The 26,895-nt window shown below is 48.3% G+C and carries 20 protein-coding genes and 1 pseudogene; 6 read left to right on the top strand and 15 right to left on the bottom strand.

Features of this window, described 5'->3' with window-relative positions; all coding sequences use genetic code 11:
• Window positions 1-67 precede the first annotated feature (67 nt).
• The 3 genes from secF to purL all read right to left on the bottom strand — a co-directional run bounded on the left by secF (window position 68) and on the right by purL (window position 6,895).
• Window positions 68-991, bottom strand: coding sequence for a protein translocase subunit SecF (gene secF / locus GVJ32_RS11085; protein WP_159240120.1), 924 nt, complete (start codon window positions 989-991; stop codon window positions 68-70).
• Between the two features lie 9 nt (window positions 992-1,000).
• A complete protein-coding gene (gene secD / locus GVJ32_RS11080) occupies window positions 1,001-2,872 on the bottom strand; it encodes a protein translocase subunit SecD (protein WP_159240119.1) in 1,872 nt (623 codons plus the stop codon).
• Window positions 2,873-3,007: 135 nt separating this feature from the next.
• Complete coding sequence (purL, locus tag GVJ32_RS11075) at window positions 3,008-6,895, bottom strand: phosphoribosylformylglycinamidine synthase (RefSeq protein WP_159240118.1); 3,888 nt, start codon at window positions 6,893-6,895, stop codon at window positions 3,008-3,010.
• Window positions 6,896-7,036: 141 nt separating this feature from the next.
• Between purL and mltF the strand changes: the two genes are divergently transcribed.
• Window positions 7,037-8,497 (top strand): membrane-bound lytic murein transglycosylase MltF, encoded by a 1,461-nt coding sequence (mltF, locus tag GVJ32_RS11070; protein WP_159240117.1) that lies wholly within the window; start codon window positions 7,037-7,039, stop codon window positions 8,495-8,497.
• A 25-nt stretch (window positions 8,498-8,522) separates the two neighbouring features.
• Here mltF and tadA read toward each other — a convergent pair whose 3' ends face one another.
• From tadA to GVJ32_RS11045, 5 genes are all read right to left on the bottom strand, one after another.
• Window positions 8,523-9,008, bottom strand: coding sequence for a tRNA adenosine(34) deaminase TadA (gene tadA, locus GVJ32_RS11065; protein WP_159240116.1), 486 nt, complete (start codon window positions 9,006-9,008; stop codon window positions 8,523-8,525).
• A 259-nt stretch (window positions 9,009-9,267) separates the two neighbouring features.
• On the bottom strand, window positions 9,268-10,101 hold the full coding sequence (locus tag GVJ32_RS11060; RefSeq protein ID WP_159240115.1) for a hypothetical protein: 834 nt from the start codon (window positions 10,099-10,101) through the stop codon (window positions 9,268-9,270).
• A gap of 75 nt (window positions 10,102-10,176) precedes the next feature.
• A complete protein-coding gene (locus tag GVJ32_RS11055; protein WP_159240114.1) occupies window positions 10,177-11,049 on the bottom strand; it encodes a metal-dependent hydrolase in 873 nt (290 codons plus the stop codon).
• A gap of 653 nt (window positions 11,050-11,702) precedes the next feature.
• A complete protein-coding gene (locus GVJ32_RS11050; protein WP_159240113.1) occupies window positions 11,703-12,449 on the bottom strand; it encodes a hypothetical protein in 747 nt (248 codons plus the stop codon).
• 484 nt (window positions 12,450-12,933) lie between these two features.
• Window positions 12,934-13,425, bottom strand: a complete 492-nt coding sequence (locus GVJ32_RS11045; protein WP_159240112.1) for a hypothetical protein — start codon at window positions 13,423-13,425, stop codon at window positions 12,934-12,936.
• A 418-nt stretch (window positions 13,426-13,843) separates the two neighbouring features.
• On the opposite strand from GVJ32_RS11045, the gene GVJ32_RS11040 reads away from it, so the two are divergent.
• The gene (locus GVJ32_RS11040; RefSeq protein WP_159240111.1) at window positions 13,844-16,144 is read left to right on the top strand and encodes a TonB-dependent receptor; all 2,301 of its coding nucleotides are present in this window, start codon (window positions 13,844-13,846) and stop codon (window positions 16,142-16,144) included.
• A gap of 277 nt (window positions 16,145-16,421) precedes the next feature.
• Window positions 16,422-16,836 (top strand): annotated as a pseudogene (locus tag GVJ32_RS11035) (transposase); the annotation flags it as partial.
• Between the two features lie 187 nt (window positions 16,837-17,023).
• On the opposite strand, the gene GVJ32_RS11030 reads toward GVJ32_RS11035, so the two are convergent.
• Window positions 17,024-17,212 (bottom strand): IS3 family transposase, encoded by a 189-nt coding sequence (locus GVJ32_RS11030; RefSeq protein ID WP_159240110.1) that lies wholly within the window; start codon window positions 17,210-17,212, stop codon window positions 17,024-17,026.
• 90 nt (window positions 17,213-17,302) lie between these two features.
• On the opposite strand from GVJ32_RS11030, the gene GVJ32_RS11025 reads away from it, so the two are divergent.
• Window positions 17,303-18,229, top strand: coding sequence for a LysR family transcriptional regulator (locus tag GVJ32_RS11025; protein ID WP_123181216.1), 927 nt, complete (start codon window positions 17,303-17,305; stop codon window positions 18,227-18,229).
• A gap of 35 nt (window positions 18,230-18,264) precedes the next feature.
• Here the strand turns inward: GVJ32_RS11025 and GVJ32_RS11020 are convergent, their stop codons facing one another.
• From GVJ32_RS11020 to GVJ32_RS11005, 4 genes are read right to left on the bottom strand one after another with little or no spacing between them, the layout of a single operon-like run.
• Window positions 18,265-19,044, bottom strand: a complete 780-nt coding sequence (locus tag GVJ32_RS11020; protein ID WP_123181217.1) for an SDR family NAD(P)-dependent oxidoreductase — start codon at window positions 19,042-19,044, stop codon at window positions 18,265-18,267.
• A 19-nt stretch (window positions 19,045-19,063) separates the two neighbouring features.
• Window positions 19,064-20,092, bottom strand: coding sequence for a phosphotransferase (locus tag GVJ32_RS11015; protein ID WP_159240109.1), 1,029 nt, complete (start codon window positions 20,090-20,092; stop codon window positions 19,064-19,066).
• Window positions 20,093-20,104: 12 nt separating this feature from the next.
• The gene (locus GVJ32_RS11010) at window positions 20,105-21,328 is read right to left on the bottom strand and encodes an acyl-CoA dehydrogenase family protein (protein WP_123181219.1); all 1,224 of its coding nucleotides are present in this window, start codon (window positions 21,326-21,328) and stop codon (window positions 20,105-20,107) included.
• A gap of 60 nt (window positions 21,329-21,388) precedes the next feature.
• Window positions 21,389-22,075: a histidine phosphatase family protein gene (locus GVJ32_RS11005; RefSeq protein ID WP_159240108.1), complete on the bottom strand. Its 687-nt coding sequence runs from the start codon at window positions 22,073-22,075 to the stop codon at window positions 21,389-21,391.
• A gap of 197 nt (window positions 22,076-22,272) precedes the next feature.
• Between GVJ32_RS11005 and GVJ32_RS11000 the strand changes: the two genes are divergently transcribed.
• On the top strand, window positions 22,273-23,160 hold the full coding sequence (locus GVJ32_RS11000; RefSeq protein WP_159240107.1) for a LysR family transcriptional regulator: 888 nt from the start codon (window positions 22,273-22,275) through the stop codon (window positions 23,158-23,160).
• Window positions 23,161-23,170: 10 nt separating this feature from the next.
• Here GVJ32_RS11000 and GVJ32_RS10995 read toward each other — a convergent pair whose 3' ends face one another.
• Window positions 23,171-24,199 carry an AraC family transcriptional regulator gene (locus GVJ32_RS10995; protein WP_159240106.1) on the bottom strand — a complete coding sequence of 343 codons (1,029 nt, stop codon included), beginning with the start codon at window positions 24,197-24,199 and terminating at the stop codon, window positions 23,171-23,173.
• Window positions 24,200-24,391: 192 nt separating this feature from the next.
• Between GVJ32_RS10995 and GVJ32_RS10990 the strand changes: the two genes are divergently transcribed.
• Window positions 24,392-25,957 (top strand): long-chain-fatty-acid--CoA ligase, encoded by a 1,566-nt coding sequence (locus tag GVJ32_RS10990; protein WP_159240105.1) that lies wholly within the window; start codon window positions 24,392-24,394, stop codon window positions 25,955-25,957.
• Here the strand turns inward: GVJ32_RS10990 and GVJ32_RS10985 are convergent.
• Window positions 25,954-26,850, bottom strand: a complete 897-nt coding sequence (locus GVJ32_RS10985; RefSeq protein WP_159240104.1) for an alpha/beta hydrolase — start codon at window positions 26,848-26,850, stop codon at window positions 25,954-25,956. The genes GVJ32_RS10990 and GVJ32_RS10985 overlap by 4 nt on opposite strands.
• Window positions 26,851-26,895 lie beyond the last annotated feature (45 nt).

The raw sequence follows: 26,895 nt of genomic DNA, 5'->3' as shown, positions 1-26,895 counted from the left end.
ACGGTGAACGGGAGACGCTTAAACACTAACACCTGCGTCTCCCTTCTCCCGTCAAGCATCTAGGGCCCTAGGGCAAATCATCAATCTGTGCGCCCTCTTTCTCCACCACCATCAAGTCGTCCTGACTGATATTCATGGTCACCAGTAAGCTGGCCACAATATAGATCGAAGAATACGTACCCACACCGATACCGATTAGCAGTGCCAAGGCAAAGCTATGAATCATTTCACCGCCAACAAAAGCCAGCGCTAGCAGCACCAGCAAGGTGGTTCCCGAGGTAACCAAGGTACGATCCAGGGTCTCAGTTAAGGAGATATTCACCACCTCTACCGCCTCGTGCTTACGCAGTTTTCGGAGGTTTTCTCGAATACGGTCGGCGACAACAATCGAGTCATTAAGCGAGTAACCAATTACAGCTAGAATGGCTGCCAATACGGTGAGATCAAAATCCCATCCCACAACAGCAAACACACCAAGGGTAATCAGTACGTCATGCCCCAGAGCGGCAACAGCACCCACTGAAAATTTAATTTGGAAACGCATGGCGACGTAGATCAACACTACAACAAGCGCCAATAGCACCGCCAAACCGCCTTGCTCCCGAAGCTCTTCACCAACCTGCGGACCAACAAACTCAATACGACGCAATTCAACCTCGGCCTCAGTACCGGCCTGCAGGACAGCCAGAACCTCTTCACCCAATGTTGGACTCATACCCTGAGGCATTCTCACCAAGACATCGGTATCTGAACCAAAATTCACGACGATGGCACTTTCATAACCGGCAGCGCTTAATTCTTCACGCACCTGCTCTAGCGGCACAGACTCTTCATATATAACCTCTATGAGAGTGCCGCCGGTAAAATCCAGACCAAAATTCAGGCCCTTCACAGCTAAGACCGCCACCGACGCAAGCATCACTGCGATAGAAATGAACATCGCAATGCGGCGCCCACCCATAAAGTTAATCATTTTTACATTATCAGACATACGTTTCCCCTAGATCGCCAGCTTAGTGATACGACGACCGCCGTAAACGAAATTCACTATTGCGCGGGTGCCCATGATCGCAGTGAACATCGACGTTAAAATACCTAGCGACAAGGTCACCGCAAAACCGCGAACAGGGCCAGTGCCTACCGCGTACAGAATCACTGCAACCAATAAGGTGGTTATATTCGAGTCCATAATGGTGACAAAGGCGCGCCCATATCCCGCTTCTATCGCGTGCTGCACCGACAGACCAGCTCGCAGCTCCTCCCGTATTCGCGAGAAAATTAGCACGTTGGCATCAACCGCCATACCGACCGTAAGTACAATACCGGCGATACCCGGCAAGGTTAAAGTCGCCCCCAGCAAGGACATACAGGCAGTTAATAAAATGATGTTGGCACCGAGCGCTACTACCGCAATCACGCCAAACACGCGGTAATACACAAGCATAAACAGCGCAACCATCCCCAAACCGATCTTCACTGCGTTAAGACCTTTCTCAATATTCTCTGCACCGAGCGACGGCCCGACAGTGCGCTCTTCAACAAAGTCAATTGGCGCCGCCAAGGCACCCGCGCGGAGCAACAGTGAAAGCTCTGCCGCCTCACCAGGCGCATCTAAGCCGGTAATACGGAACTGCACACCCAAGGCGTCTTTAATGGTTGCTAAGCTAATAATTTTCTTCTCGTCGTAGGGCACCTTAACCGCATGCTCTACGCCCTCTGCGTCACGCTCGTAGTGGGTACGGCTTTTACGCTCAATGAATAGCACCCCAAGACGACGGTTTATATTGTGTCGAGTCATGCGGTGCATCAGGGTGCCACCCTGACTATCCAGGGTGATATTTACCTGTGGCATCCCATTTTGATCAAAACTGGCCTGCGCATTAGCGACCCGCTCACCCGTAATCACCACGTCGCGCTCCAACCAAGCACTTGGCTCACCGCGTCCTGGATTGCGAAACTCAAATTGCTCACGCTCTGATATAGGTGCGTCGTATTTCGCTTCTAAACGGAAATCAAGGTTAGCGGTTTTACCTAAAATACGCTTTGCTTCGGCGGTGTCTTGAATACCGGGCAATTCAACCACAATACGATTGCGGCCCTGACGCTGAACCAACGGTTCTGACACACCCAGCTCATTGACACGGTTACGCAGGGTCGTCAAATTTTGACTCACCGCGTAATCTTCAATTTCTTTACGCTTCGCTTCGCCGATAATCGCCCGCAAATAGAACGAGTCATCGCCATCGGCAGAATCTAGCCGCTCGCCAGTCAGCTCGGTAAATTCTTTACGAATCAATCCCAGCGCTGTATCACGCAACTCTGCGCTGGCAAATTTCCCCGAAATAATGCCGTTGTCTAAGCTAACAAAACCACGAATACGCTCTTCACGCAGCTTTTTCTTTATACCAGAGCTGTAATGCTCCAAGCGTGTGGCAATTGCAGAATCGGTATCAACCTCAAGCAAAAAATGAACACCGCCGCTCAAATCCAGCCCCAGCTTCATTGCCTGAGCGCCTAAATTACTGAGCCATGCCGGCGTGTTTGAAGCGAGATTCAGAGCAACCACATAACCATCACCCAAGGTGCGCTGCACAATTCGCTGCGCGCGCAATTGCACGTCGGTTTCGTAGAGGCGAATCAAACCTGACTTGCCGGTTTCATTCGCCTTCTCGCCAAAATGCTCAATGCCACCAGCATCTAATGCCGCCGACAGACGCGTCATCAGTGCTTGATCGATTACCACACCACTGCTTTCGCCAGACACCTGCAATGCCGGGTCAGGCCGGTACAGGTTTGGTACTGCATATAACAAACCTATCCCCAGTACCGCAATAATCAGCAGATTTTTCCAGAGCGGATATTTATTTAGCATTGTATTTCCACCAAAACCGCCTGTTGCGACGGTGTCTATTTGTAAGGAACGCCGCAATCGACGTAAATAACAGACGGGACACCCCTGACCCGCCCTTGTAAAAGCGCCGGCATTAGCCGGCGTTCTCTGACTTTACTAATTCACCCAAACCCGCGCATTGCGGAATAGGCGCATCCAACCACTGTCTTCAACTGAGTTGTCCGCCACCCATGAGTTTTGCACGGTGCGGAAAACCCGCTCGGGATGCGGCATCATAATGGTAACGCGGCCATCAGCACTGCTGGCACCCGCTATGCCAAATGGCGAACCATTGGGGTTAGCAGGATAACGCTCGGTCACGCTTAATTGATTATCAATAAACTGCAAAGCCACTTTTCCACTCTGCTGCAAATTCTGCAACTGTACGGCATCGGCAAACTCTGCACGACCCTCACCATGGGCAACCGCTACTGGCAAATGTGAGCCAGCCATACCAGATAATAATATGGAGGGTGATTCTGGAATTTCAACCAAAGAAAAGCGTGCCTCGAACTGTTCTGAGCGGTTGCGCACAAAACGCGGCCAATGTTCTGCACCTGGAATCAATGAATGCAGATTAGACATCATCTGGCAGCCATTACACACACCCAGCGAGAAGGTGTCGCTACGCGTAAAGAAAGCGGCGAATTCATCCCTAGCAAGGCCATTAAACAAAATTGTTTTCGCCCAGCCCTCACCAGCACCCAATACGTCGCCGTAGGAGAAACCACCACAGGCAGCCAATCCTTTAAAGTCCTGCAGGCTAATACGGCCGCTCAAAATATCACTCATGTGAACATCAACGGCAGTAAAGCCGGCGCGATCAAAGGCAGCCGCCATTTCCATCTGACCATTAACGCCCTGCTCACGCAAAATTGCCATGCGGGGACGCACACCTGAATTGATATATGGCGCAGCTATATTATTTTGCGCGTCAAAGCTTAGCGATTGACTTAGGCCTAGATCTGATTCTGTAATCGACTCAAATTCTTGTTGCGCACATTCTGGGTTATCGCGCAGAGCTTGCATCTGGTAGCTCAGCTGTTGCCACTTGCGCTGTAAAACCAAACGATCTTCGCGTATTACCTCTACACCACCATAGCTTATGGAAATGTCACTGCCCGCAACCGCTCGGCCAATCTCATGGACGCAGTTAGACAAACCATTGGCGGCAAACTGTTCCAGCACAAACTCGACATCAGCACAGCTAAGCTGTAATACCGCGCCCGCCTCTTCAGCAAACAAGGCGCCGTGTACCTTGCCTTCGGCGCTCAGTTCCACCTCAAGACCACAGTGCCCAGCAAACGCCATTTCCAATAAGGTAATAGCCAAGCCGCCGTCTGAACGATCGTGATAGGCAATAATTTTTTGATCTTCTAAAAGCTGCTGAACCGTATTAAAAAAGCCTAGCAACAAGGCAGGGTCGTCAATATCTGGCGCGGTGTTGCCGACCTGCTGATACACCTGTGCCAAACATGATCCACCCAAACGCTGCTTGCCAGCACCGAGATCAACCAACAATAACGCATTGTCGGCCAAGTCTGTACGCAGCTGTGGCGTTACTGTTTTGCGTACATCAACAACCGGACTGAATGCCGAAATAATCAGCGACATCGGCGCGGTAATCGCCTTGCTCTGCTCGCCGTCCTGCCATGTTGTGCGCATAGACATCGAGTCCTTGCCAACGGGAATGGTTATTCCCAAGGCTGGGCAAAACTCCAAGCCAACCGCTTTGACGGTATCAAATAACTTTTCATCTTCACCGGCATAACCCGCCGCACACATCCAGTTTGCAGACAATTTTATGTCAGATATTTTGGCAATGCGCGTTGCCGCAATATTGCTTATCGCTTCTGCGACCGCCATGCGACCGGAGGCCGGGCCGTCAATCAAGGCCAGCGGCGTTCGCTCACCCATAGACATGGCTTCACCGGCATAAGAATCGTAGCTAACGGTAGTCACCGCGCAATCCGCCACTGGAACCTGCCACGGGCCAACCATTTGATCTCGGTGTACTTGCCCAGTAATAGAACGGTCGCCGATGGTAATCAAAAAGTTTTTAGCCGCAATGGTTGGCAATGCCAATAAGCGCTCAAGCGCTTCATCAATATTAATAGCCGACGGATCAAAGCTTGGCAGCACTAAGTGTTGACGAGTAATTTCCCTGTGCATCTTTGGCGGTTTGCCAAATAGCACCGACATCGGCAAATCAACCGGGTTATTGTCGAAGTGGGTATCACCAACCCGCAGCCGCTTATCTGTTGTCGACTCACCAACCACCGCATATGGTGCGCGCTCGCGAGCACAAATAGCTTCAAATACGGCGAGATCGTCCGGTGCAATTGCGATAACGTAGCGCTCTTGCGACTCATTACACCAAATTTCTAGCGGCGACATTCCCGGCTCGTCATTCGGCACTTTGCGCAAATCAAATTCGCCGCCGCAGCCGCCGTCTTTCACCAGCTCTGGAAAGGCATTAGACAGACCGCCCGCGCCTACATCATGAATAAAAGCGATAGGGTTTTTATCCGCCATCGCCCAGCAGCGGTCGATAACTTCTTGGCAACGACGTTCAATTTCAGGGTTCTGACGCTGCACCGAGGCAAAGTCCAAGTCCTCGGTAGAGGCCCCGCTACTCATAGAAGAAGCCGCGCCACCGCCCAAACCAATCAACATAGCGGGGCCACCCAGTGCGACCAGTTTATGACCGGCGGGAAACTCGGTTTTAATTACATGTTCTTCTTTTATATTGCCGTAACCGCCGGCAATCATTATTGGCTTATGATAGCCACGCCGCTCATCACCGTTCGCTCCCATCGCGTTTTCTTCAAAGCTGCGGAAGTAACCACATAAATTGGGGCGACCAAACTCATTATTAAATGCCGCGCCACCGATAGGGCCGTCCAGCATAATATCTAAGGCAGACACAATCCGCCCGGGCTTGCCGTAATCAGCTTCCCAAGGCTGCTCAAATCCAGGAACCCGCAGATTAGATACGCTAAAACCGCTCAAGCCAACCTTGGGCTTAGAACCGCGACCAACAGCGCCTTCATCACGAATTTCACCACCGGATCCTGTACCCGCGCCAGAAAAGGGCGAAATTGCGGTTGGGTGATTGTGGGTTTCTACCTTCATCAGCAAGTGAATATCTTCCTGATGATATTGGTATTCAGCGGTATCCGGCGCAGGATAAAAACGCCCCGCTCGGTGTCCGCGCACCACCGCTGCATTATCGGAATAGGCGCTCAAAACATCTTCACCACCCAGCTCATTGGTATTTTTGATCATGCCGAACAGAGAGTGGGTTTGCGCTTCGCCGTCGATAGTCCAGCTGGCGTTAAAGATTTTATGGCGGCAATGCTCTGAGTTCGCCTGAGCAAACATCATTAACTCAACATCGCTCGGGTTGCGTCCAAGCTGAGTAAAGCTTTCAAGCAAATAGTCGATCTCATCATCAGCCAGCGCCAAACCGAGCCCACTATTGGCCGTCACCAAGGCTGCGCGACCGTTGGCCAGCACATCTACCGCCTGCATGGGCTTGGGGCTTTGGCGGCTAAACAGCACTGTGGCCTCAGCAGGATCAGCCAGCACCGACTCCACCATGCGGTCGTGAATGGCAGCCAGTAAAGCTGCGCGCTGATCGTCGTTAAGCTCACCGTCGATATCGAAGCTGTACTGCACACCGCGCTCTATCCGCTCGATCATATCCAAACCGCAGTTATGGGCGATATCACTGGCTTTGCTTGACCAAGGCGAAATAGTGCCTGGTCTAGGCACCACAAAAAACTGCAAGCCTTGACTGGCTACAAACTCTGCGCGAGGGCCGTATTGCAGCAGCTGACTTAAGACCGCACTGCGCTCGGGATCGAGATCAACCGCCGTATCGACCAAGTGGATATATTGCGCGCTAACATCCCGCAAGCTGGGAATTGACGTAGCCAACGCGGCCTTTAATTTTTCTAAACGGAAATCTGAAAGCGCCGGAGCACCAGGAAGAATAAGCATTCGGGGCGACAACCTCGATCGAATGGATTGAAGCCGGCCATTGTAAAGGATTTACGCGGGAAATTTTATCCCAAATAGTCTTTATGGTGCGATCAGCCCCATACCGATACAATTGAAGCCTTATTCATTGGAGCATCAAACTTGCCCGCAAGCCACAAAACCCAGAGATTACTAGCGATTTGGCTGTGCGCGGCGTCCGTGATATTCACCGCGAGCCTACTCAGCGGCTGCAAAAACAATAGCGATAATCTACAAAGAATTCGTGAAGATGGGGTTTTACGGGTGCTTACCCGCAATGGTTCAACCACATATTACGAAATTCAAGGCTCTCCTGCAGGGTTTGAGTACCAACTCGCCCTCGCCTTTGCCAACCACCTCAATGTGAAATTAGAAATGATCCCCGTAGTCGGCCTAGACGAGGTGTTTAGCGGCCTAATGGAAGATCGTGCCGACTTCGCCGCAGCGGGGCTCAGTATCACGCCAACTCGCCAAGAAACCTTATTATTTGGCCCAAGCTATCTCAGCGTAAAGCAACTGTTTATATATAACCGCGACGTCAACCCAAAAATAAGTTCGGCAACAGACTTAATCGGTAAACAAATTCACGTTATCGGCAACAGCGCCCATGTAGAGCAGCTCTTAGCCCTACAAAAAGACCACCCAGAGTTGCAGTGGATTGAAAGTCGCGACCTCGAAACCATCGACTTACTAGAGCAGCTCGTTGACGGGCAAATTGATGTCACAATTGTAAATTCGACCGAATACTACGCCAACCGCGCCTTTTACCCCAGCTTCCGCATTGCCTTCAGCACCGGCAGCCCCCGCAAACTGGCGTGGGCAATGACGGCTACACCAAACAATGCCAGCCTGATAAAGGAAATGACAAACTTTTTCAAAACCTATACTGACAGCGGGAAGTTAGCGCGACTGATAGACCGCAACTTCACCTTTAATGAACGGCAGACCTTTGTTAGCACCCAAACATTTCTGCAAATGAAGCAAGATCGCCTACCCGACGTAAAGGGCATGATTGAGCAAGTGGCGATAGAATACGACCTAGACTGGCGCTTACTCGCGGCAATCAGCTATCAGGAGTCACACTGGGACGCAGATGCCCGCTCCCCGACCGGCGTGCGCGGAATGATGATGCTGACGCGAGCCACCGCAGAAGAGCTAAATGTCGAGGACCGCTTAGACCCCTTACAAAGCCTTCGGGGTGGCGCCCGCTACTATAAAAAATTATATAGCCGCCTCCCTGCAGGCATAGAGCCCCCCGAGCGAAGTTGGTTTGCACTTGCCGCTTACAATATCGGCCTAGGCCATGTAGAAGACGCTCGAATCATTACCCAGAAGCGCGGCGGAAATCCTAATCTGTGGAATGACGTTCGAGAAAACCTGCCGCTATTACGCCAGCAAAAATGGTATAAACCATCGAAATACGGTTACGCTCGGGGAGATGAAGCTGCACGCTATGTCCGCAATATCCGCGACTACTATTCGCTATTGACCTGGGACGAGCTTAATCGCTATCGCGTTCCCCCGCNCCGCATAGTGTCTGACTACCTACCGCCGGAACTTAAACGCGGCTTTGATGCGCTCTGAACTTAGTACTTGCTAGACTAAAACATTAGGTCGCCGACTTCGCGCGTTTTTTCTCTTCTCGCCGACGGGCAAAAAATGCCTGCACAACCGCCGAAGACTCCTCAGCCAACACCCCACCCTGCCAAGCCACTTTGTGATTCATTTGAGCTTGATCAAATAATTGCAAATGACTACATACCGCACCCGCTTTTGGCTCTGCCGCGGCATACACCAAACGTGCAAGCCGAGCATGAATGATGGCACCTGCGCACATAGCACAGGGCTCAACGGTGACATACATAGTGGCACGGGGAAGCCGATAATTATTGAGCTCTTGCGCAGCGCGACGAAGCGCGACAATTTCGGCATGGGCAGTAGGGTCAGACTCGCTTATCGGTTGATTAAAACCTTCCCCAATAACCGCACCATCACGTACGATAAGCGCCCCTACTGGTACCTCATTACGCGCATCAGCGTCTAAGGCTAATGCAAGCGCCCTGCGCATCCAGTACTCATCGCCGAAAGTGTCCAAAGCCAATCCCTATTAACTATTTCGTTAAGCGAAATATTACCATCAGCCAAAAACGCCTAATGGCATGCAATCCAAAAGGCCATTCTAAGCTATTCAGCTGGGGAGTTTTAAGGAAGTTTTTCACGACACCCAAAAAGGGCGTGTGAAAATAACGAGCCGGTGTACGCAACAAGAATCGCGCATAGAAAATAAAACTAGGGAAAAAGCAATAGCGAAGGACTTTCACCGTGCCCTGCCAAGCAGAGCACGGTGAAAGAAATCAAGCGTGAACTAATTTAGACGAAACCGAAAAGTCCTCTCTTGTCTTCGTCAATGGCTCAGGAATAAACCTAGCGGCTCCGTTAACAGCTATTACACAGAGGCCCATCGTCAGCAAGGTCGCCGCCCAAATCATACCCTGGCTGAATTCAGCATCAGATAGATGCAAGGCGACAATAATAGGTGCGCCTAATCCGCAATTCGCACCCATCATTGTAACGGGGAAAATTGCGAATAAACCAAGTAGACCAAACGAACTCGATACACGCCGCCAAAGTTGAACCGCAAGCACGGTATATAAGATAACTTGTGTACCCTCTAAAATGCCGATCACCAAAGGGTAATTCCAAATACGCATTACGTATGGGCCGTAATAGGTGTAAACGCCCGTACCGGTCCCAATCATTTCAAAAACACAAGACGCGGTAATTTCCGCCAACCAAATCAAAAACAAGGTAGATTTAGTTGCGCGGCCTTCGTATAACATCTTCCCCGCGTATAAGCAGGCAGAGGAGTATAGAATCATGTAACCGCTGTGAGTCCAATTCGGCTGCACAATCCCAAATGCCGTAAAGTGAGACCACATCGCACCGGGAAGCCCATTGGAAACATCGTAAAACCACAGATCAAAAGCAACGTCATACAATGGTTCGATATACGCCCCAACCCCCGCCGCCAGTACTGCAATAAAATAAAATGGTGTGCGCTGCCGCAAACCCATGCGCGCAGCAATAATGAGCATAATGAGAACAATGCCCCAGCTTGCCCACGTAAAAATACTTTGCCAAAACAAATTTAGCTCGCCGGCCATGACCTCTGGAGGTACAAGACTCATTATTATTCTCCTTATACGCTTTTTAAAATCTATTAGAACGATTTGCGTCGTTTAGAACGACGCAATGCTCAACCCTTAAGCAGGGATAGTTTCCCGTGCCCGCTCAGCCATTTTATTCAGATCCAAGGTTTCTGAAGCGATAGTCAACACTTCCTCGCAACCTGCCGGTGCTTTGAGATTTTTAGGGTTGTACCAAGGCGTACAAGCCCGCAAAATTCTAGGGGTGATAAAGAAGAACATACCGGAGTACGAGCTTAATTTGCGCAACATCGCCTTCGGCCCACGCTCCATACGGCCTGCTTTTTTATCTTCCCGCTGCATATACTCACTTAGCGGAACAGCAAAACCCAACAAGTGGAAAGTTGCCTTCATTATTCCACCGACACGCCCCCAGTAGGTTCCGTACAATGCCTCTACAACATTGAAAGCACAGCTGCGGTGTTCGAATTCTTCTGAAAGATGCCAACGCCATAGCGACAAGGTAATTAAATCAACATCATTGTCTTTTAAACGCTTATTCGCTTGCACAAGGAAATATGTGGCAAATATTGGCCCTGCAGTCTCAAAACCCTCTGCATAAAGCATCGCGTGACGCAGGCCGTATTCACGATCAAAACGCTCATAATCTGCACGCAGTTTATCGGTGTACTTATCCATTTCTGGGTAGTAACCCAAGCCTCTCACCATATCGTTAAACGCCATATGGGTTTTAGAATGGTTAGCTTCCTGCTTACAAAATAATTCACAATCTGCGTAGAGGTCTTCTCTATCCTCAGGAAGCAATTTTTTAGACTTAGCTAATGCACGTATTAAATACCCTTCCAATAACGGAAGACCAATACTCACGGCGTTCCAAAACTGTGCCAGTTCAGGATCCTTAGGTATCCAATCAATCCTTGCTTTCGAAAAATCACACTCGATTTTGCGCGCTTCTGGTTTAATATTCATTGCCCTGCCCTCTATTTCGACCCCTATGCATTAGTCTTAGGTACGGAGTCTGATTGCACTTACTGCGTGGTCGACAAACGTGTTCGGCCTCTTGATTGTATTCAAACACATATTGACCTACAGGTCAATATAAGAAACTCAAAATACCGCTCGGTACATGAATCGCTAAATGCTTGATATTCAACGCCAATAACACCACCCCAACCCTCAATTTAACTATATTGACAATATTAACAATAAATACTCATATTTAGTATCAATACAAAATTAAAGAGCGCTTTGCACGAGCCGGAATTTTATTCTCTGGCAAGAAATAATCGAACGAACCGCAGCGCGGCGGAGATCACGCACTTGTGCGTGCGACCAACAGGAATCGTAAATGAGCGAGTTTTACGCATAAAGGAACGATTGAGTAGATCCTGCCCTTTATGCCCGCGGGTATTTATGCCCAGTGGGTATTTATGCCCTGCGGGTATTTATTCCCCGTGGGTACGTTAGCGAGTGCTTTGGCTACAATTTTGCCCAAAATAAGCGCTATAGGCGACACCGGCAGAGGATGAAATAAAATTGCGCAAAGATCGCTTGAAGCAATTTCCTGGACAAAAAAAAGCCCAGCACAAGCTGGGCAAACTGCTCATAGAGCACCTAGTCAATTACTTTTTCTTCCAGAACTTATTTGGTGCTGGAAGTACGCCCAACTGGATGGCCACGTCACGGAAATTCCAATACGTATACTCTCTAACAACCTTGCGGTCCTTATAGCAATGGAAAGTCATGCCGCGCGTGTGTGTTGTCTTTCCTGTAGCAGGTAAACCCAAGAAATCGACATAGTGCTCAGACTTCCATACCCACTGCATAACGCCCCACTCATCATAAGAATGATCAGCGCCCTCTAGCGTATCTTTTGTCCACATATCCCACTCAGCAGGCTGGTATTGGGGCGGCATTTGCAAACGCAATTGAGCAGTTCTATCACCGGCCAAACCGCCATCGTAACGAACCACATCAAAGTAATGTTTACCTACATTTGAATCTTTGTTAAACGGTAAAAACGCGTTATACAACTCTTCTTTATCGGTAATGGTTTGGAAAAGGGTAATATCTTCAAAAACAAAATCATCTGCGTAGTAGTGAATAATTCCCGCAGCGCCCTCGTTGAAGAATGTGTCAATCCAGTCCTCACCCGTGGACATACCCATACGTCCCTGTCCTTTAAACCCCTTCACAGAGTCACTTGCCTCTGCAGCAGACGACATACCAAATGCCACAGAGGGAGCAACACCACCCACCATGATGGCCGCACCGGCTTTTTTAAGAAATGAACGGCGACCTGCCTTTTCATTATCTTCTTTCGCCTGCTCAGCGAGCTTATGACCTTCTTCTAAATATCCAAGATGCATGTTTTTTACCTCAATTAATATCTTATGGTTATATATCTATATTGACCTTAAAATCAATACCTATAATCCACCAATAAAAGGCCGCTGTCAAATGAAGATAGATTGCTAATTCAGATAAATATACGTAAATATTTAAGCGCTTGAAATATCTTTAAATTTGCTTTCAATTGCCTGCACTAAATACAAAAAAGGCGACAAGCAAAAGCTTGTCGCCCTGTAACACTAACAACCTAAACTCTTACAAATCCAAAGGCTGAGTTAAAAGTGGTATTCCTGGAACGACAGAATTACCACCCGAGCCATTAAGGGCCTGAGTCAAGATCGTCCCCCCACCCATGAAAAAGTCTATAATTCCAGCAGGGTTTTCAAGCAACACAACAAAAAAACCAAATCCCCTATAAAATCAGAAATACAGGCATTTAAGACACACCAACCAACATTAGCTAGCTCAGAATACCCCAAGCTAGCCAACACAAAACATCTCTTACAACGGCTGATTTACCAAGGGGGTGCGTGGTACCAGCGATATATCAGGCATAAGCAGCACACCCCCACTTGTTAGAAAGTCAAGTAGCCCAGCTGGATTACTAAACAAAACCTCTGTTAAAGGAATAACATCAAAAGCTACGGGAAGCGCCAGGTGCTGAACTGGACGTATAAGTGACTCAGGGTTTCCAGAAATTGGCCCCACCAAACCGCCAACCTGCCCAAGACCCGCCAAAGTTTTCTCAATAGGCAAATCAATTGCCGTCAAACTCATAGGCAACTCACCCAAAACAAATGGCAAAAAGGTACCCAAAACCGGCAAACCGCCAACCAACGGAAGGGAGCCGCCACCACCTAAACCACCCGTTGAAGGAAGACCACCACCCAGTAAACCGCCAATAATAGGCAAATCTTGGGCACTAGCCATACCAACCATGCCACTCAAAATAGCTGACGCAGCCAATCTCGTTAACATTTTATTTTTCTTCATAACAACCACTCCAAAAATTTGATTACCAATTCAGTCTACCCACCAACTGACCTACAAGTCAATAACGAATAATATTTGTTGCGAATAACTGGTAATAATTGTGACCCTGTTCGCACCACACCGCTATCTAAGTACCACTCAATAGTAATTTCAAGACGGAAAATTTAAGTCATTACACAAAATAAACACCCAACCCACTGATAAATAAAGAGTTAAAATAAATCCCTCTTATTTCTTCATAAAATATGGAACTTACTCTTTTGATTTGACACACCCTTCTATTGACTCTAAGATCAATAAATGCTCTCATTGAATCGGTGTCTACCGCATGTCAGAAGGCATACACAGGAGTAATGCAACTATGCAGAATTCTTGTATTTACTATATAACAACCTCATTAAGCGGGGATTTTTAAGCAATGAAAAACAACTACATAATAACGTTGTTATCGACGTTACCCTTTGTTCTAGGGGGAATGGCGTACGCGCAAGACGACATTACCCCTACTAATAAATCAAAAAGGAGCAGTAACCAACTTGAGGAGGTTGTAGTTACGGCCCGTAAAAAAACGGAAAATTTGCAAGATATTTCTGCAAGTTTGACCGCACATACAGGCGCAGCCCTAGACGCTATGGGTGTTGCCGACATCAAGGATTTAATGAATGTAACACCCGCCCTAACCGTTACGGAGATGGCGGCATATAGCTTAATATTCATTCGTGGTGTAGGCTCCGACTCATTTCAGGGGCCAATAGACTCAAGTGTCGCAACATATATAGATGGCTTATATATAACACTGACATCGAACCAAGCCCAATCTTTAGGTAATGTGCAATCAGTTACAGTGCTAAAAGGCCCCCAAGGTACTCTCTATGGTCGTAATGCGGTAGGTGGTGCGATTGTAGTCGAAACAAAGAAACCCAGCTTTGAAGAAGTACAAGCAAACATCACCGTTGAAGGCGGGAATTACAACCTTCTAAAAGGTAAAGTTCATTTATCTGGCCCTGTAGGTGATAATTTCGCTTTAGGTATTTCCGGACTGTACACAAACCGAGAAACGTATATGATTTATACGCCCGACCCATCGCAAAAGCACTTAGATTACGATGATCGCGGCGTTAAATTTGAAGCTCGCTTAGCCCCAACCGACTGGCTTGAAGTAAACGCAAGCCATTATAAGATCCGCCATAGTTCTGGCGACTCTGCCCCGTTAACCAACGACACCCCCTCGCCCCTGTTCGCATCAGTAATCACTGGGAATCCCGACCCCTGGGAAACTGGCGTGGGAACAGAAGTCTATACAGAGATGGAATCTCAGGCGTCTAAGCTTGAATTCGATATTTCAAATCAGTACTTCAATACAAAGGCAATTTTCGGACACTCAGAAGCCACGAGCGGCACTTACTGGGATTACGATATGGCCTATGAAAAATTACTGATCATCGAGGCGATCCCAAATACATCTGAAACCGACTCCATCGACATCTCGTTCACCAGCTCTGACTGGGGACCATCGTGGTTAAGCTGGATTGCCGGTATCTATATTGAAGACACTTACAAAGATCAAACAACACCGATTTACGTTGATGCCCTAACACTAGGCCAACAGCTTATCGGACTCGACCCTAACCTCCTTAACGGTTTAGTTGAGTCGTTAGGGTTGGGAGCGCTTGGGCTTACTGGGCTGCCAGAAAATCCTGTTCACCTTTTACTATATGGAGGTGTAGATACCGACGCAAAAGCAGCTTTTGCTGAATTTGACATAGATATTACCGATTACCTATCTATTAAGTTTGGTGGCCGTTACTCTGACGAAACCCGAGTAATTCCGACTTCTACAGTAGACGCGCGAATTCAAAACCTACCAATCCTAGGCACCACCGATTGGGTAAGGGCATTTGATTATGAGGAAGATAGCGCCACGTGGACTGACTTCACCCCTAGCTTTGGCATAGACTTCGACCTATCTGATGATGCTATGGTCTACTACAGCTACACCACTGCATTTAAGAGTGGTAACTTCAACGGACTTAACATTAATGCGCCCCCATCTAGAATCGAGCCAGAAGAAGCCGAGTCACACGAAATTGGTATCAAGTCTGATTGGCTAGACGGTAGCCTTCGGGTAAATGCCGCCCTATTCTCAACTACTGTTGAAAATGGTCATGCTCAGATTCTGTCGCTAACAAGCGGCGGTGTAACTCGCCTCGAAAACGCGGCAGAATACACCATTGCTGGTGGCGAATTGGAGATGACTTACAACACCCCTATTGAAGGCCTAATAGTTACCTTCTCTGGCACTTGGCTTGACGGTTCATATGACGACTATGAGTGTACTAACTTCGATCCAGATACTGGATTAGAAGCGACATTCGACTGCTCTGGAAATACCACTATTCGAACTGCCGATTTCGCTGGCGTAGTGGATGTAAGCTATCGCTTTGATATAGGCCGTCTAGAAAATGAACTTGGATTAGGCGCTTACCACAACTCAGGTTTCTGGTTTGACCCAACCAATAATGTTCCTGAAGAGGCATACACAAAAATTAACGCAAGGTTTAGTGTTAGAGACACCAAGACGAACATGAAGCTATATGGTTGGGGTTCAAACCTAACCAACGAAGTTAGCCACATGCAACGTTTCCGCCAAGACTTTGGTGTTGGCGAATCCTACGCCCGCCCACGGATGTGGGGTGTAGGCCTTGAATGGGAATACTAATCTCATTCAATTAAATTAATCTGATTTTTTGCCCGCAATTGCGGGCTTTTTTATATCTCAATTTTCATCAGATAGACGCCACCCTACCGCACTTTTAAAAACTCAAACACACCGCCACAACACAGTTTTGACAACATCAGAAATACGAATTTCATACGCCAGAAATCAAAAAGATAAGTTAATTTCTCAACTGATACTAGAAACCAAAACAAAACGGCCAACTTAATCGCCTTTATGCAAACAAAGAGTATGGGGTGAATTCAAACATACGCCACACGTCAGCACTGCCTTCCCTGCCGCGCAGATTCAACTCTGTATCGTTCACATGGTTCGCAACTCGGTCAAATATATACCTTGGAAGGGCTACAAGGCTGTCACGGCTAATTTAAAGCAGATATATCAATCAGTTGCCCTAATTGCGCTGAATCAATTTACCGAGCACTGGGATAATCTGTACCCCCAGATCAGTAAGTCGTGGCTAGCACACTGGCATAACCTCAATACCTTGTTTAATTATCCTGCTGGCACCAGGAAAGTCATCTACACCACCAACGCAATTAAGTCGTTAAACAGTGTTATCCGCAAGGCAATTAAAAAGCGTAAGCTGTTTCCTACGGACGATGTGGCGAAGAAAGTTATTTATCTGACAATACAGAGGCCTCAAAAAATGGACGATGCCGATCAGGAATTGAAAGCCAGCACTCAATCGATTTATGATTGAATTTGAAGACCGCTTAGCGGATTATATTTAACCTCGGCAGTTACACAGAATTATCTACAGGCCCAACAAAACCTATGACTACGAGTTAGCTCTGTCACGGCTGCAATAACTCAGGCTCGATCTGACAGTTACCTGTTTTCAATCCCGTGTCTGTCAATTTAGATCTGAGCTAAATTATTCTCATCCCAGATCTTTTTACCCTCAAGTAAAATTGCCAATAGTGTTTTACTACGACACACTTTGCCCTGATGAGCTCGCTCATAGTTGTAATATTCAATCCATTCGCCCAGATCTTTTTGTAACTCATCAATATCAGAATATACCTTTTTGGTGACTTGCTCACACATAGCACGACGTCTATTATTTATATCTGCGTACAGAAATATAAGAATCCACCTCTCGTGCAAAAATACTCACCCTAAAATAGGCTATCTGTCATGGACTCCATCAACTGGGACGATATTCGCTTTTGCCTTGCGGTAGTCACCGAAGGCTCGGTTACCGCAGCCGCTAAGAAGCTAGACGTGAATCACGCCACGGTGTCACGGCGTATTAGCGGGCTCGAGGCGGCCTTGGGCGCAATCTTGTTTGATCGCTCTACCAGCGGCTGGTTGATTACCCCAGTGGGAGAAGCGGTACTAAAATCCGCTGAGCAGATAAATGAACAGGTGCTCGGCATTCAGCGCACGGTGCAAGTTGACCGTCAGGAATTGAGTGGCAAGCTCAGGGTCACAGCCTTAGATGTGTGCATACAACGCATATTAATGCCTGGGCTCAAGGCATTTTCAGAGCGCTATCCCGACATCAACATAGAGCTTATCGCTTCTGAGAACACCTTTAATCTGGCCGGCCACGAAGCAGATATCGCCTTTCGGACGACGAATGAGCCACCGCCAAATGTACTTGGCACCAAGATCACTAAATTTGCCTATGCCATATACGGCAACAAAGCACTTTATGAACGCTATTTGAACGGCGAGCAAGGCATATGCGGAATCACCTGGATGGGCGACGGCCACACCGTACCGGCGTGGATGCAAAAGACCTTTCCAAATATGCTGGTTCGCTACCGTGTAAACTCCCTAAGCATCGCCTACGATTTGGTTGCACAGGGTTTTGGTTTTGCATTGCTGCCCTGTGGCCTAGGGGATTCAGATCCCAAGCTGACGCGAATTGAGAGTGACTACATCGAGCCAGGTTTAGACTTCTGGTTGCTGTCTCATATAGACCTGCGTACCACTGCGCGAATCCGAATTTTTAGAGATTTTATGCTTGAGGCAATCCAACCGTATATCCCACTTATTGAGGGACGGATGAGTCAAGATGAGATAAACAAACTGCGAAAACAAACGGGATTAGACTGAACCCTAAAGCAGTGTTTCAGGGTTCAGTATTTTCATTACAGCGATTGCACCAAATGACCGCCATCTACCGGCAGTGCGACACCACTGATAAACGACCCAGCCGAACTCGCAAGCATCAGCAAAGGCATGCTCAATTCGTCCATTTGCCCCAAGCGACGCGGCTGTATTTTGCTTAAGTACTGCTCACCTTTTTCAGACTTAAAAAAATCAGAATTAATTTCAGTTTCAAAATATCCGGGACACAAGGCATTGACCCGAATATTATGTCGCCACAATTCTTGAGCACTGTTTTTCGTAAGCTGAATAACACCCGCCTTGGCGGTTGCATACAAGGTATTATTTGAACTTGGCTGCAAGCCAAGAATCGATGAAATATTAATAATGCTGCCGGCAGCGCCTGCTTGAATCATTCGCTCCGACGCTTCCCGCGACACCCGCCACACCGCTTTTAAATTAGTATCGACGGTAAAGTCCCACTTTTCCTCGGTACTGTCGACAAAGCGGCTAGGGTCGGCAACGCCCGCATTATTAACAAGAATAGTCACCGTGCCAAGGCTAGCTTGAACTTGCGAAAATGCGGCAACGACAGAGCTGTTGTCATTTACATCCATTGCCACCGCCATCGCCTTGCCCCCCGCCGCATCAATATCAGACACGAGGGTTTCAAGTCGATCAACGCGACGAGCGGCTGCCACAACAGTCGCCCCAGCCTGCGCCAATACCTTGGCAAAATGTGCCCCTAAACCACTAGAGGCTCCCGTGACCAAGGCAATTTGCCCAGACAAATCGAGACTTTTCAACACTGCTTCATTCATACATCAATTCTCTAAATTACTATTCGCCCTTTTCGATCAAGGCCCAACCTAAATCAGCCAATGGCGCGGCTAGTGCACCATAATCCATCGCTTTTTTGCTGGACGCATTACCATCTAAAGCACGCTTATAAACGCCTTGCAAAATGGCACTCAAACGGAAAAAAGAAAATGCCAAATAGAATATCCAATTGTCGATTTCGGCAATGCCGCGACGCTGACAATACTGCTGAACATAGGCTTTCTCAGACGGGATACCCAAGGCTTCGCGATCGACATCACCCAAGCCAGGAATGGCCGCATCGCTAGGAATACGCAGTTGCATACACTGGTATGCCAGATCCGCATAAGGATGACCAAGGGTAGACAACTCCCAATCAAGCAATGCCAAAACCTCACTGCTGTCGTGGGCGAACATCATATTGTCTAGTCTGAAGTCACCGTGATTGATGCATACCAAACCATCATCTTCAGGTAGATTGTCACTTAGCCATACCATCATTTTTTCCATAGATGGGACGGTTTCGGTTTCACTCGCGCGGTACTGCTTTGTCCAGCGGCTTAGCTGACGTTCAAAATAATTGCCGGGCTTGCCGTAATCACTTAAACCTGCTTTTTCGATATCAACATTATGCAGATCAGCTAACACCTTATTCATGGCGTCGTAAATGGCGGTGCGCTCAGCGGGTGTTTGCTCTGGCAAAGCCGCGTCCCACATGATGCGACCATCTAAAAAATCCATGAGGTAAAACATCGAGCCAATTACGCTGTCGTCATCACACAAGACGCGCATTTTAGGCACGGGCACCTCGGTTGACGCCAATGCCTGCATTACCCGAAACTCTCTGTCTACCGCATGAGCCGATTTAAGCAATTCACCTGGTGGCTTGCGACGCAACACATATTTGCCACTGGCAGCCTCTATCAAATAGGTTGGATTAGACTGCCCGCCCGCAAATTTCTCTGCGGTGAGTGGCCCTTTAAATCCGTCGACATTCGCTTCGAAATACACCGTCAATGAGGCAATATCGAGCTCAAATTCGTTTGCCATCGTGCTCCTCCCTTAACCCGCGTAGCGGTCAATAATTTGTTTGCCCAGCGCCATCTGATGCACTTGGTCTGGGCCATCGGCCTGACGGCACCAGCGCGCATAGTTAAAGGCTTCTGCCATGAAATAATCTTCAGTCAAACCGCCCGCACCATGCAATTGCATGCAGCGATCAATCACGTTCTGCACAAGCAGCGGAACCGTCGTTTTCGTCGCCGCAATCATGTCGGTGGTTTGCATGGGGCCCTGCTCGTCAATTTGCTTACAGGTTTTCATGACCAACAAACGCGCCATTTCAATTTCAGAAAAACTGCGAGAAATTTCTTCGCGCACTGACTGGTGCTTGCTCAGCGGTTTACCAAACGTAGTACGTGACACAGCACGCTTGCAGGCTAATTCAAGGGAACGCTGCGCAGCGCCAATCAAACGCATACAGTGATGCATACGTCCGGGAGCCAAACGGCCTTGGGCGATTTCAAAACCGCGACCTTCACCTAACAATACGTTTTCTAATGGCACCCGCACATTGTCGAATACAATTTCAGCGTGACCGATAGGCGCGTCATCATAGCCGAGGGTAGTTAAGGGCCGAATGATAGATAAACCTGCCGTGTCTTTGGGTACTAAAACCTGCGTCTGCTGCTTATGGCGGCTTGGATTTTCAGGATCAGACTTACCCATCACAATAAAGATTTTGGTGCGCTCGTTCATCGCGCCGGTAATAAACCACTTGCGACCATTTAGTACCCATTCGTCGCCTTCTTTAACAATGCTCAATTCAATATTGGTGGCATCGCTAGACGCAACTTGAGGCTCGGTCATCGCATAGGACGAGCGAATATCGCCATTCAACAACGGGGTTAACCACTTTTCGCGCTGGGCGTCAGTGGCGTATTTCATGAATACTTCCATATTCCCAGTGTCAGGTGCATTGCAGTTAAACACCTCAGGTGCCCACAACACGCGGCCCATCAATTCGGCTAACGGCGCGTAGTCAACAAAACTTAATCCGCCATGCTCACAGTACTGGGGGTATTCTTCTGGGCAAAACAAATTCCACAAACCAGCCTGTTTCGCCTTATCTTTTAATTCATCCATTAGTGGCAGAATTGCAAAACGGTCTTTAGCGCCGTGCAATTGTTCAGCGTAGGCTTTTTCGTTTGGATAAATATGCTCATCCATAAACACGCTGAGTTTCTTTAAAAGCGCTTGTCCTTTCGGGCTGGGAGTAAGATCCATGATTAAATCCTCATTAGCGTTACGCGGCGACAAAGTGCCGATTCAAGTGAAAAGTGTTATTTAAGTGTAAGTAATTAAATGTCGATACGCGGCGCCTTCTAAATGCGGCACCGCATTAAACATATTCAAATTAAAATAATCGCCACGGGTGAAATAACGCGTCACACCGGTATTTTTAGCCTGCAGATTGGTATTCACCATAGTTTCTACGTCGAGATGTAATACCTCTCGAAGCATGGCACTTACCGGGCCACCAGATGTAACGACTAACACCCGGCCAGACCCCGCGGACAATGCCGCCAAGGTGCTACGCACTCGCTGTTCAAATTCCTGCCAAGGCTCCGCAACATTTATCAATTCATCACGACTCCACGCCATCAGCGCTAGCCGTAAAATGCGATAAAACATCTTCGAATCAGACAGATCGATCTTTACACCGTCTAGGGCACCGCCATTCAGTGCAATATATGCATCTACCAAACTATGAAAGTCATACTCGTTCAACCCCGCCAGCTCGACGGCATTAGGCGTAACAATATCTGCTTGCGCTAAAACATCGCGAATTCCCGCCAAGGTTTCGCGATGACGCCGCATCGTGCCGGTAAATACCGCATCGAAACACTGCCCTGCACTAGCAAAATGCTCCCCTAGCAAACGCGACTGCTCCCAGCCCACTTCCGTTAGACGATCGTAATCATCCGTACCAAAGGCGGCTTGCCCGTGCCGAACTACTATCACTTCAGCCACAGCTGTCTCCTGCTATAAGTGCGCGCTATCTTGTCGCCCGCGTCACCTTTGCCACAAATTCGGCTATCGGCGTGAATAATTCCATACAGGCAACATCATAACGGCCGCAGCATCATTATTGAAATTTATTATTTTTATCAAGCATAATAAGCTACACTTATTAAGAATCAGATGTATCACGTATTAAGGCGGATTTTATGAACACCTCAAAGATAGACCTAAATCTGTTTACTGTCTTTGACGCCATCTACTCACAGCAAAGCCTGACCCGCGCCGCAGGTGTTCTGCATGTCAGCCAGCCCGCCGTCAGCAGTTCGCTTGCGAAATTGCGCAGCATTTTCGACGACCCACTGTTTGTCCGCACGAGCTCCGGCATGACACCAACACCACTCGCGCGACAACTCGTCACCACAGTACGGGAATCCTTAAAGAGTTTAGATAATTGCATTGCCACGCGCATTCCCTTCGAGGCTAGCACCGCAAGCCGCACCTTCCGATTACACGCCACCGAAAATGCCGAACTAATTTTACTGCCTGCATTACTTAAACAACTTAAGCAGAGCGCACCGCAAATAGATTTAGAGGTTGTATTTATAGACCGGAGAGAGGTTGCCTATGAAATGGCCAGCGGTAATATACACCTCGCCGTCGACGCGCCACTGCTCAGTCATCCAGAATTAATTAGCCAGCCCCTGCAGGCAGACGACTATGTATGCGTAATGCGCGAAAACCATCCGCTAAACGCCACCCACTTAAATCTAGACGACTTTTTAGAGCATGAGCACATTCATGTTTCCAGCCGCATGAAAGGCTCGGGGCATATTGATCTAGCACTGCGATCTATTGGCCAAAAGCGCCGCATCGCCCTGCGGCTGCAGCACTATGCCGCGCTGCCAGCACTGCTAGCGCAGTCTGATTTTATTGCCGCAGTACCTGCAACTGTCGCCAAGCATTGGCAATTAGCGAGCCGCCCTCTGCCCTTCGAAACGCCAAAATTGGAACTGCAATTGTTTTGGCATAAAAGCGTAGAATACGACCCTGCAGTATTATGGTTACGGAAGTTCACTATGACCGTGGGCCAGTAGCAATTTAAGCTTAGCTTATAGAATTATTTGATAGCTGCTGATTCATTCGATACCGCCCAGGCGCCAATCCAAACCAGCGTTTAAAGGCTTTTTGAAACGAGCTTTGATCACTGAACCCCAGCTCCGCCGAAATTTCCAGCAGCGCCAACTCCCCCTCATTCACCAACTGTTTTGAACGCTGCTTGCGAGCATCGTCAACAAGACTTTTAAAATTGGTATCAGTATTATTTAAACGCCGCTGCAGAGTGCGCGGCGCCATACCCAGCTCAGCGGCAACATCATCTAATTTAGGTACGCCATTAGGTAGCTGCCGCACAACACAGGCAATAACATCTTTGACGATGCGATCTTCCATTTGCAGCTTTGCCAGTTCGGAACGCGCTGTCTGCACCAAGGAATTATAAATGCCGGTATGAGGGAAGCGTGTTGGCCGCTCAAGAAAATGGCTATCAAATTTCACCACATTGGTGTCGCTGTCATATTTTACCGGCGCCTCTAAAATACGTTCAATCTCACCCTTTGCGGCCGGCCCAGAATGACTGAAATACACTTCACGCTGATTACACCAGCGATCTAAAATCACCTTATTCGCGCGATACCAACTTGTAAAAAAGAACTCCGTCAACTGTCGCGACACCGGCTTACGCTCGGGCACCACCCAGGTTAAACAGGTCCATTCATCTTCTGTCTCGCTATACATCACATCGCCGTGATCGATTAACAAGCGCGAAAAATTCGCCACCGCATCAAATGCCGCCCTAGAATTTGGCGCGCTCATTCCGATATAGCTCACCATTCCCCACGCCGTCGGCGACGAATCCGCCCCTGCGTGGGCGCCCAAAAATGTGTCATCCAACATGACACTCGCCACATCTAAAATGACTTCAAATAGACGCAGCGGAAATCGCCCCTGCACAGTCAGGTGCTGCTCTGGCGTGAACCCCACGGCAGAAATCAGGCTCTTGGCATCAATACCGTGATTTTCTATGTACTGGAGTAAATCCACCAGATATTCAGAACACACCGTCGGTGTACGCACGACACAACCCTCACCTGTTTAACTTTATATAAAAGACATCCAGCATAGCCAGATAACTATGCCAGCATGCCACAGCGCAAACAATAAAACCGGAACGCAGAGCGCAATAATCTATGCTGAGCTTGTCGACGCAAATAATTGCAGTACAATCAAACAAACCATAAAAATAAAACACCGCGAGAAGGTTTCTAAATGCTAATTCATCAGTTCTTTGATTTTCACTGCCAGCGTAATCCCGACAATATATGCTTGATATTTGCAGGACAGCATTACAGTTACCAAGATATCGCAAAACAATCACAGCAACTGGCGCAAGCTCTGCTTGCTGAAGGAGTAAGCCACGGCGATCGAGTGGCGGTGCTATGCGAGAATTGCCCTGAATATTTAAGTTTAATGATGGCCTGTAGCCGTATTGGCGCAGTGCTAGTACCTATCAATTATCGGCTTGCACCCGCAGAGGTGCTGTATGTTATACGTGATGCTCAAGCCAAATTGCTGCTCGCACCGGACGGCAAGCTCAGCGAATTAGTCGATGGTCTACGACCATTGATTAACGAATTAACAATTATTTCTAGCACGGAGCAAGGTAAACACAACTGGCAGCACTGGCTACAGCAAGACATCGAACACCATACAACTAGCAGCAACTCTGAATCCAACACCTACTCCGCCTTTCTACAGTTATATACCAGCGGCACCACAGGCAATCCTAAAGGCGTTGTTATCAGTCATCACAATATTGTTGCCTTATACACCATGAGCCAAACCTCGCTGCCGGTGAAATCGGGTATCGGCACCCGTGACTTGGTCTGCGCACCCAATTTTCACATCGGTGGCTCAGGCACTTTATTGCTACCCATTCTGGCTGGAGCCAGTGTAGTTTTACATAGCAGCTTTAACCCCCTCGCCATCGTCGACGATCTAGAACAGCTGCAAATAGACAATATGTTTATTGTGCCAGCCATGATCATGGCCATTCTTGAATACGTGCCGAATATTGAGCAACGGGATTTTAGTCACCTAAAACAACTCCTGTACGGCGCTTCACCAATCAGCACCGGTCTACTCGAAAAAGCGACACGTATCTTCAAATGTGATTTTTATCAATGCTACGGCATGACAGAAACCACGGGTACCGTGGTATCACTTTCCCCCGCCGACCACGCGCTGGCTCTTAAAGGCAGACCAGAGTTATTACAATCCTGCGGTCGCCCACTAGCCGGCGTTGAAGTAAAAGTAATAAACAAACAGGGCGAAATATTGCCTAGCGGCGTTACCGGTGAGTTATTGATTCGCTCAGAATCTAATATGCAAGGTTATTTCAATTTAGAGCAAGCCAACCGCGACACTGTCGTAGACGGTTGGGTACACACTGGCGACTCAGCCATGATCGATGAAAACGGCTATATATTTCTGCGCGACAGAATGAAAGACATGGTTGTCAGCGGCGGGGAAAATATTTACCCCATCGAAATTGAAAACGTATTGAGTACGCACGCAGCCGTTTCCGACGTTGCGGTGATTGGCATTCCCGATGACAAATACGGTGAAACACCACTTGCCTGCATTGTTTGTGCGGCGGATCAAACCATCACTATTGAAGAGTTAATTGCGTTTTGCCGAGACAAACTCGCCGGTTTCAAAATACCGCGCCGTCTAGAACTTTACGAGGTGCTGCCTCGCAACCCCTCAGGGAAAATTCTGAAGAAAACCCTGCGTGAACCTTATTGGAAAGACCGTGAACGCAATATTAATTAAACACCGAATAAGGCCGTCAACCACGCGCTGATTTCATCTACGGCTTTGTTGTGATGCCGATTCGGGCCCTGCAAGCCCACAAAGCCATGACAAGCACCGGCGTATAAACTGTATTGCACCGTATTGTCATGCTGGCTCAGACGCGCGGCGTAATTAGCACCTTCATCACGTAGCGGATCGCGCTCTGCAGTAATAAGCAAGGTCGGGGGTAAATTATCTAAATCACTTCGCATCAACGGCGTAGCGCGGGGATGCCGCGTCTGCCCTACCTCCAACAGCGGACTGTTTTGCAAATAAGTATCCCAGAACCACATCATTAATTTGCGTGTCAGCACTGGGCCATTCGCATTTTCTGTATACGACGGCGTACCTGGCTCGTAGTGGTCGGTAGCTGGATAAATTAATACCTGTCCTTTTACCACCCCTGGCAAACACTCCCGCGCTTGCAAGCTCGTCACCGCTGCGAGATTACCACCGGCGCTATCGCCCGCCACGGCAATCGAGCTCGGCATGCCGCCATACAAGGCGATATGCTCGTAGGTCCATTTAAGAGCGGCCAAACAATCCTCCGGCGCAGCGGGAAACGGATGTTCGGGAGCTAAGCGATAATCCACCGCCACCACGATACAATCACTGCGATTGCACAAGTCTCTACACAGAGGATCGTAAACGTCCAAATCACCAATCACCCAGCCACCGCCGTGGTAATACATTACCACCGGAAAGGGGCCCTCACCTGGCGGTTGATAAATACGAAGAGGGATATCGCCGTGGGCGGTTTCGATACTCGATTTGCGAACAGTAATATGCTTGACGGTTTTACCCAACCAGCGCATCCAAACATCTACTTTTATGACATTCCGTATCGCGACGGCTTTAAGTTTTGATTTCATATAATATTCTTATTATTAAAAATATATTCTTCTTTTCCAACTACA

The sequence above is a fragment of the Zhongshania aliphaticivorans genome (genome assembly GCF_902705855.1).
GTDB classification, from domain to species: domain Bacteria; phylum Pseudomonadota; class Gammaproteobacteria; order Pseudomonadales; family Spongiibacteraceae; genus Spongiibacter; species Spongiibacter aliphaticivorans_B.
Note: the sequence above shows the minus strand (reverse complement) of the source record. Positions and strands in the feature narration are given on the sequence as shown.

Coding starts and splice junctions, on each gene's coding strand:
- GVJ32_RS11040 (WP_159240111.1), top strand. CDS start 13,844: ATGAAAAACAACTACATAATAACGTTGTTATCGACGTTACCCTTTGTT.
- GVJ32_RS11025 (WP_123181216.1), top strand. CDS start 17,303: ATGGACTCCATCAACTGGGACGATATTCGCTTTTGCCTTGCGGTAGTC.
- GVJ32_RS11030 (WP_159240110.1), bottom strand. CDS start 17,212: ATGTGTGAGCAAGTCACCAAAAAGGTATATTCTGATATTGATGAGTTA.
- GVJ32_RS11015 (WP_159240109.1), bottom strand. CDS start 20,092: ATGGCAAACGAATTTGAGCTCGATATTGCCTCATTGACGGTGTATTTC.
- GVJ32_RS11060 (WP_159240115.1), bottom strand. CDS start 10,101: ATGAGTCTTGTACCTCCAGAGGTCATGGCCGGCGAGCTAAATTTGTTT.
- secF (WP_159240120.1), bottom strand. CDS start 991: ATGTCTGATAATGTAAAAATGATTAACTTTATGGGTGGGCGCCGCATT.
- GVJ32_RS11045 (WP_159240112.1), bottom strand. CDS start 13,425: ATGAAGAAAAATAAAATGTTAACGAGATTGGCTGCGTCAGCTATTTTG.
- GVJ32_RS11000 (WP_159240107.1), top strand. CDS start 22,273: ATGAACACCTCAAAGATAGACCTAAATCTGTTTACTGTCTTTGACGCC.
- GVJ32_RS11050 (WP_159240113.1), bottom strand. CDS start 12,449: ATGCATCTTGGATATTTAGAAGAAGGTCATAAGCTCGCTGAGCAGGCG.
- secD (WP_159240119.1), bottom strand. CDS start 2,872: ATGCTAAATAAATATCCGCTCTGGAAAAATCTGCTGATTATTGCGGTA.
- GVJ32_RS11055 (WP_159240114.1), bottom strand. CDS start 11,049: ATGAATATTAAACCAGAAGCGCGCAAAATCGAGTGTGATTTTTCGAAA.
- GVJ32_RS11010 (WP_123181219.1), bottom strand. CDS start 21,328: ATGGATCTTACTCCCAGCCCGAAAGGACAAGCGCTTTTAAAGAAACTC.
- GVJ32_RS10985 (WP_159240104.1), bottom strand. CDS start 26,850: ATGAAATCAAAACTTAAAGCCGTCGCGATACGGAATGTCATAAAAGTA.
- GVJ32_RS10990 (WP_159240105.1), top strand. CDS start 24,392: ATGCTAATTCATCAGTTCTTTGATTTTCACTGCCAGCGTAATCCCGAC.
- GVJ32_RS11020 (WP_123181217.1), bottom strand. CDS start 19,044: ATGAATGAAGCAGTGTTGAAAAGTCTCGATTTGTCTGGGCAAATTGCC.
- purL (WP_159240118.1), bottom strand. CDS start 6,895: ATGCTTATTCTTCCTGGTGCTCCGGCGCTTTCAGATTTCCGTTTAGAA.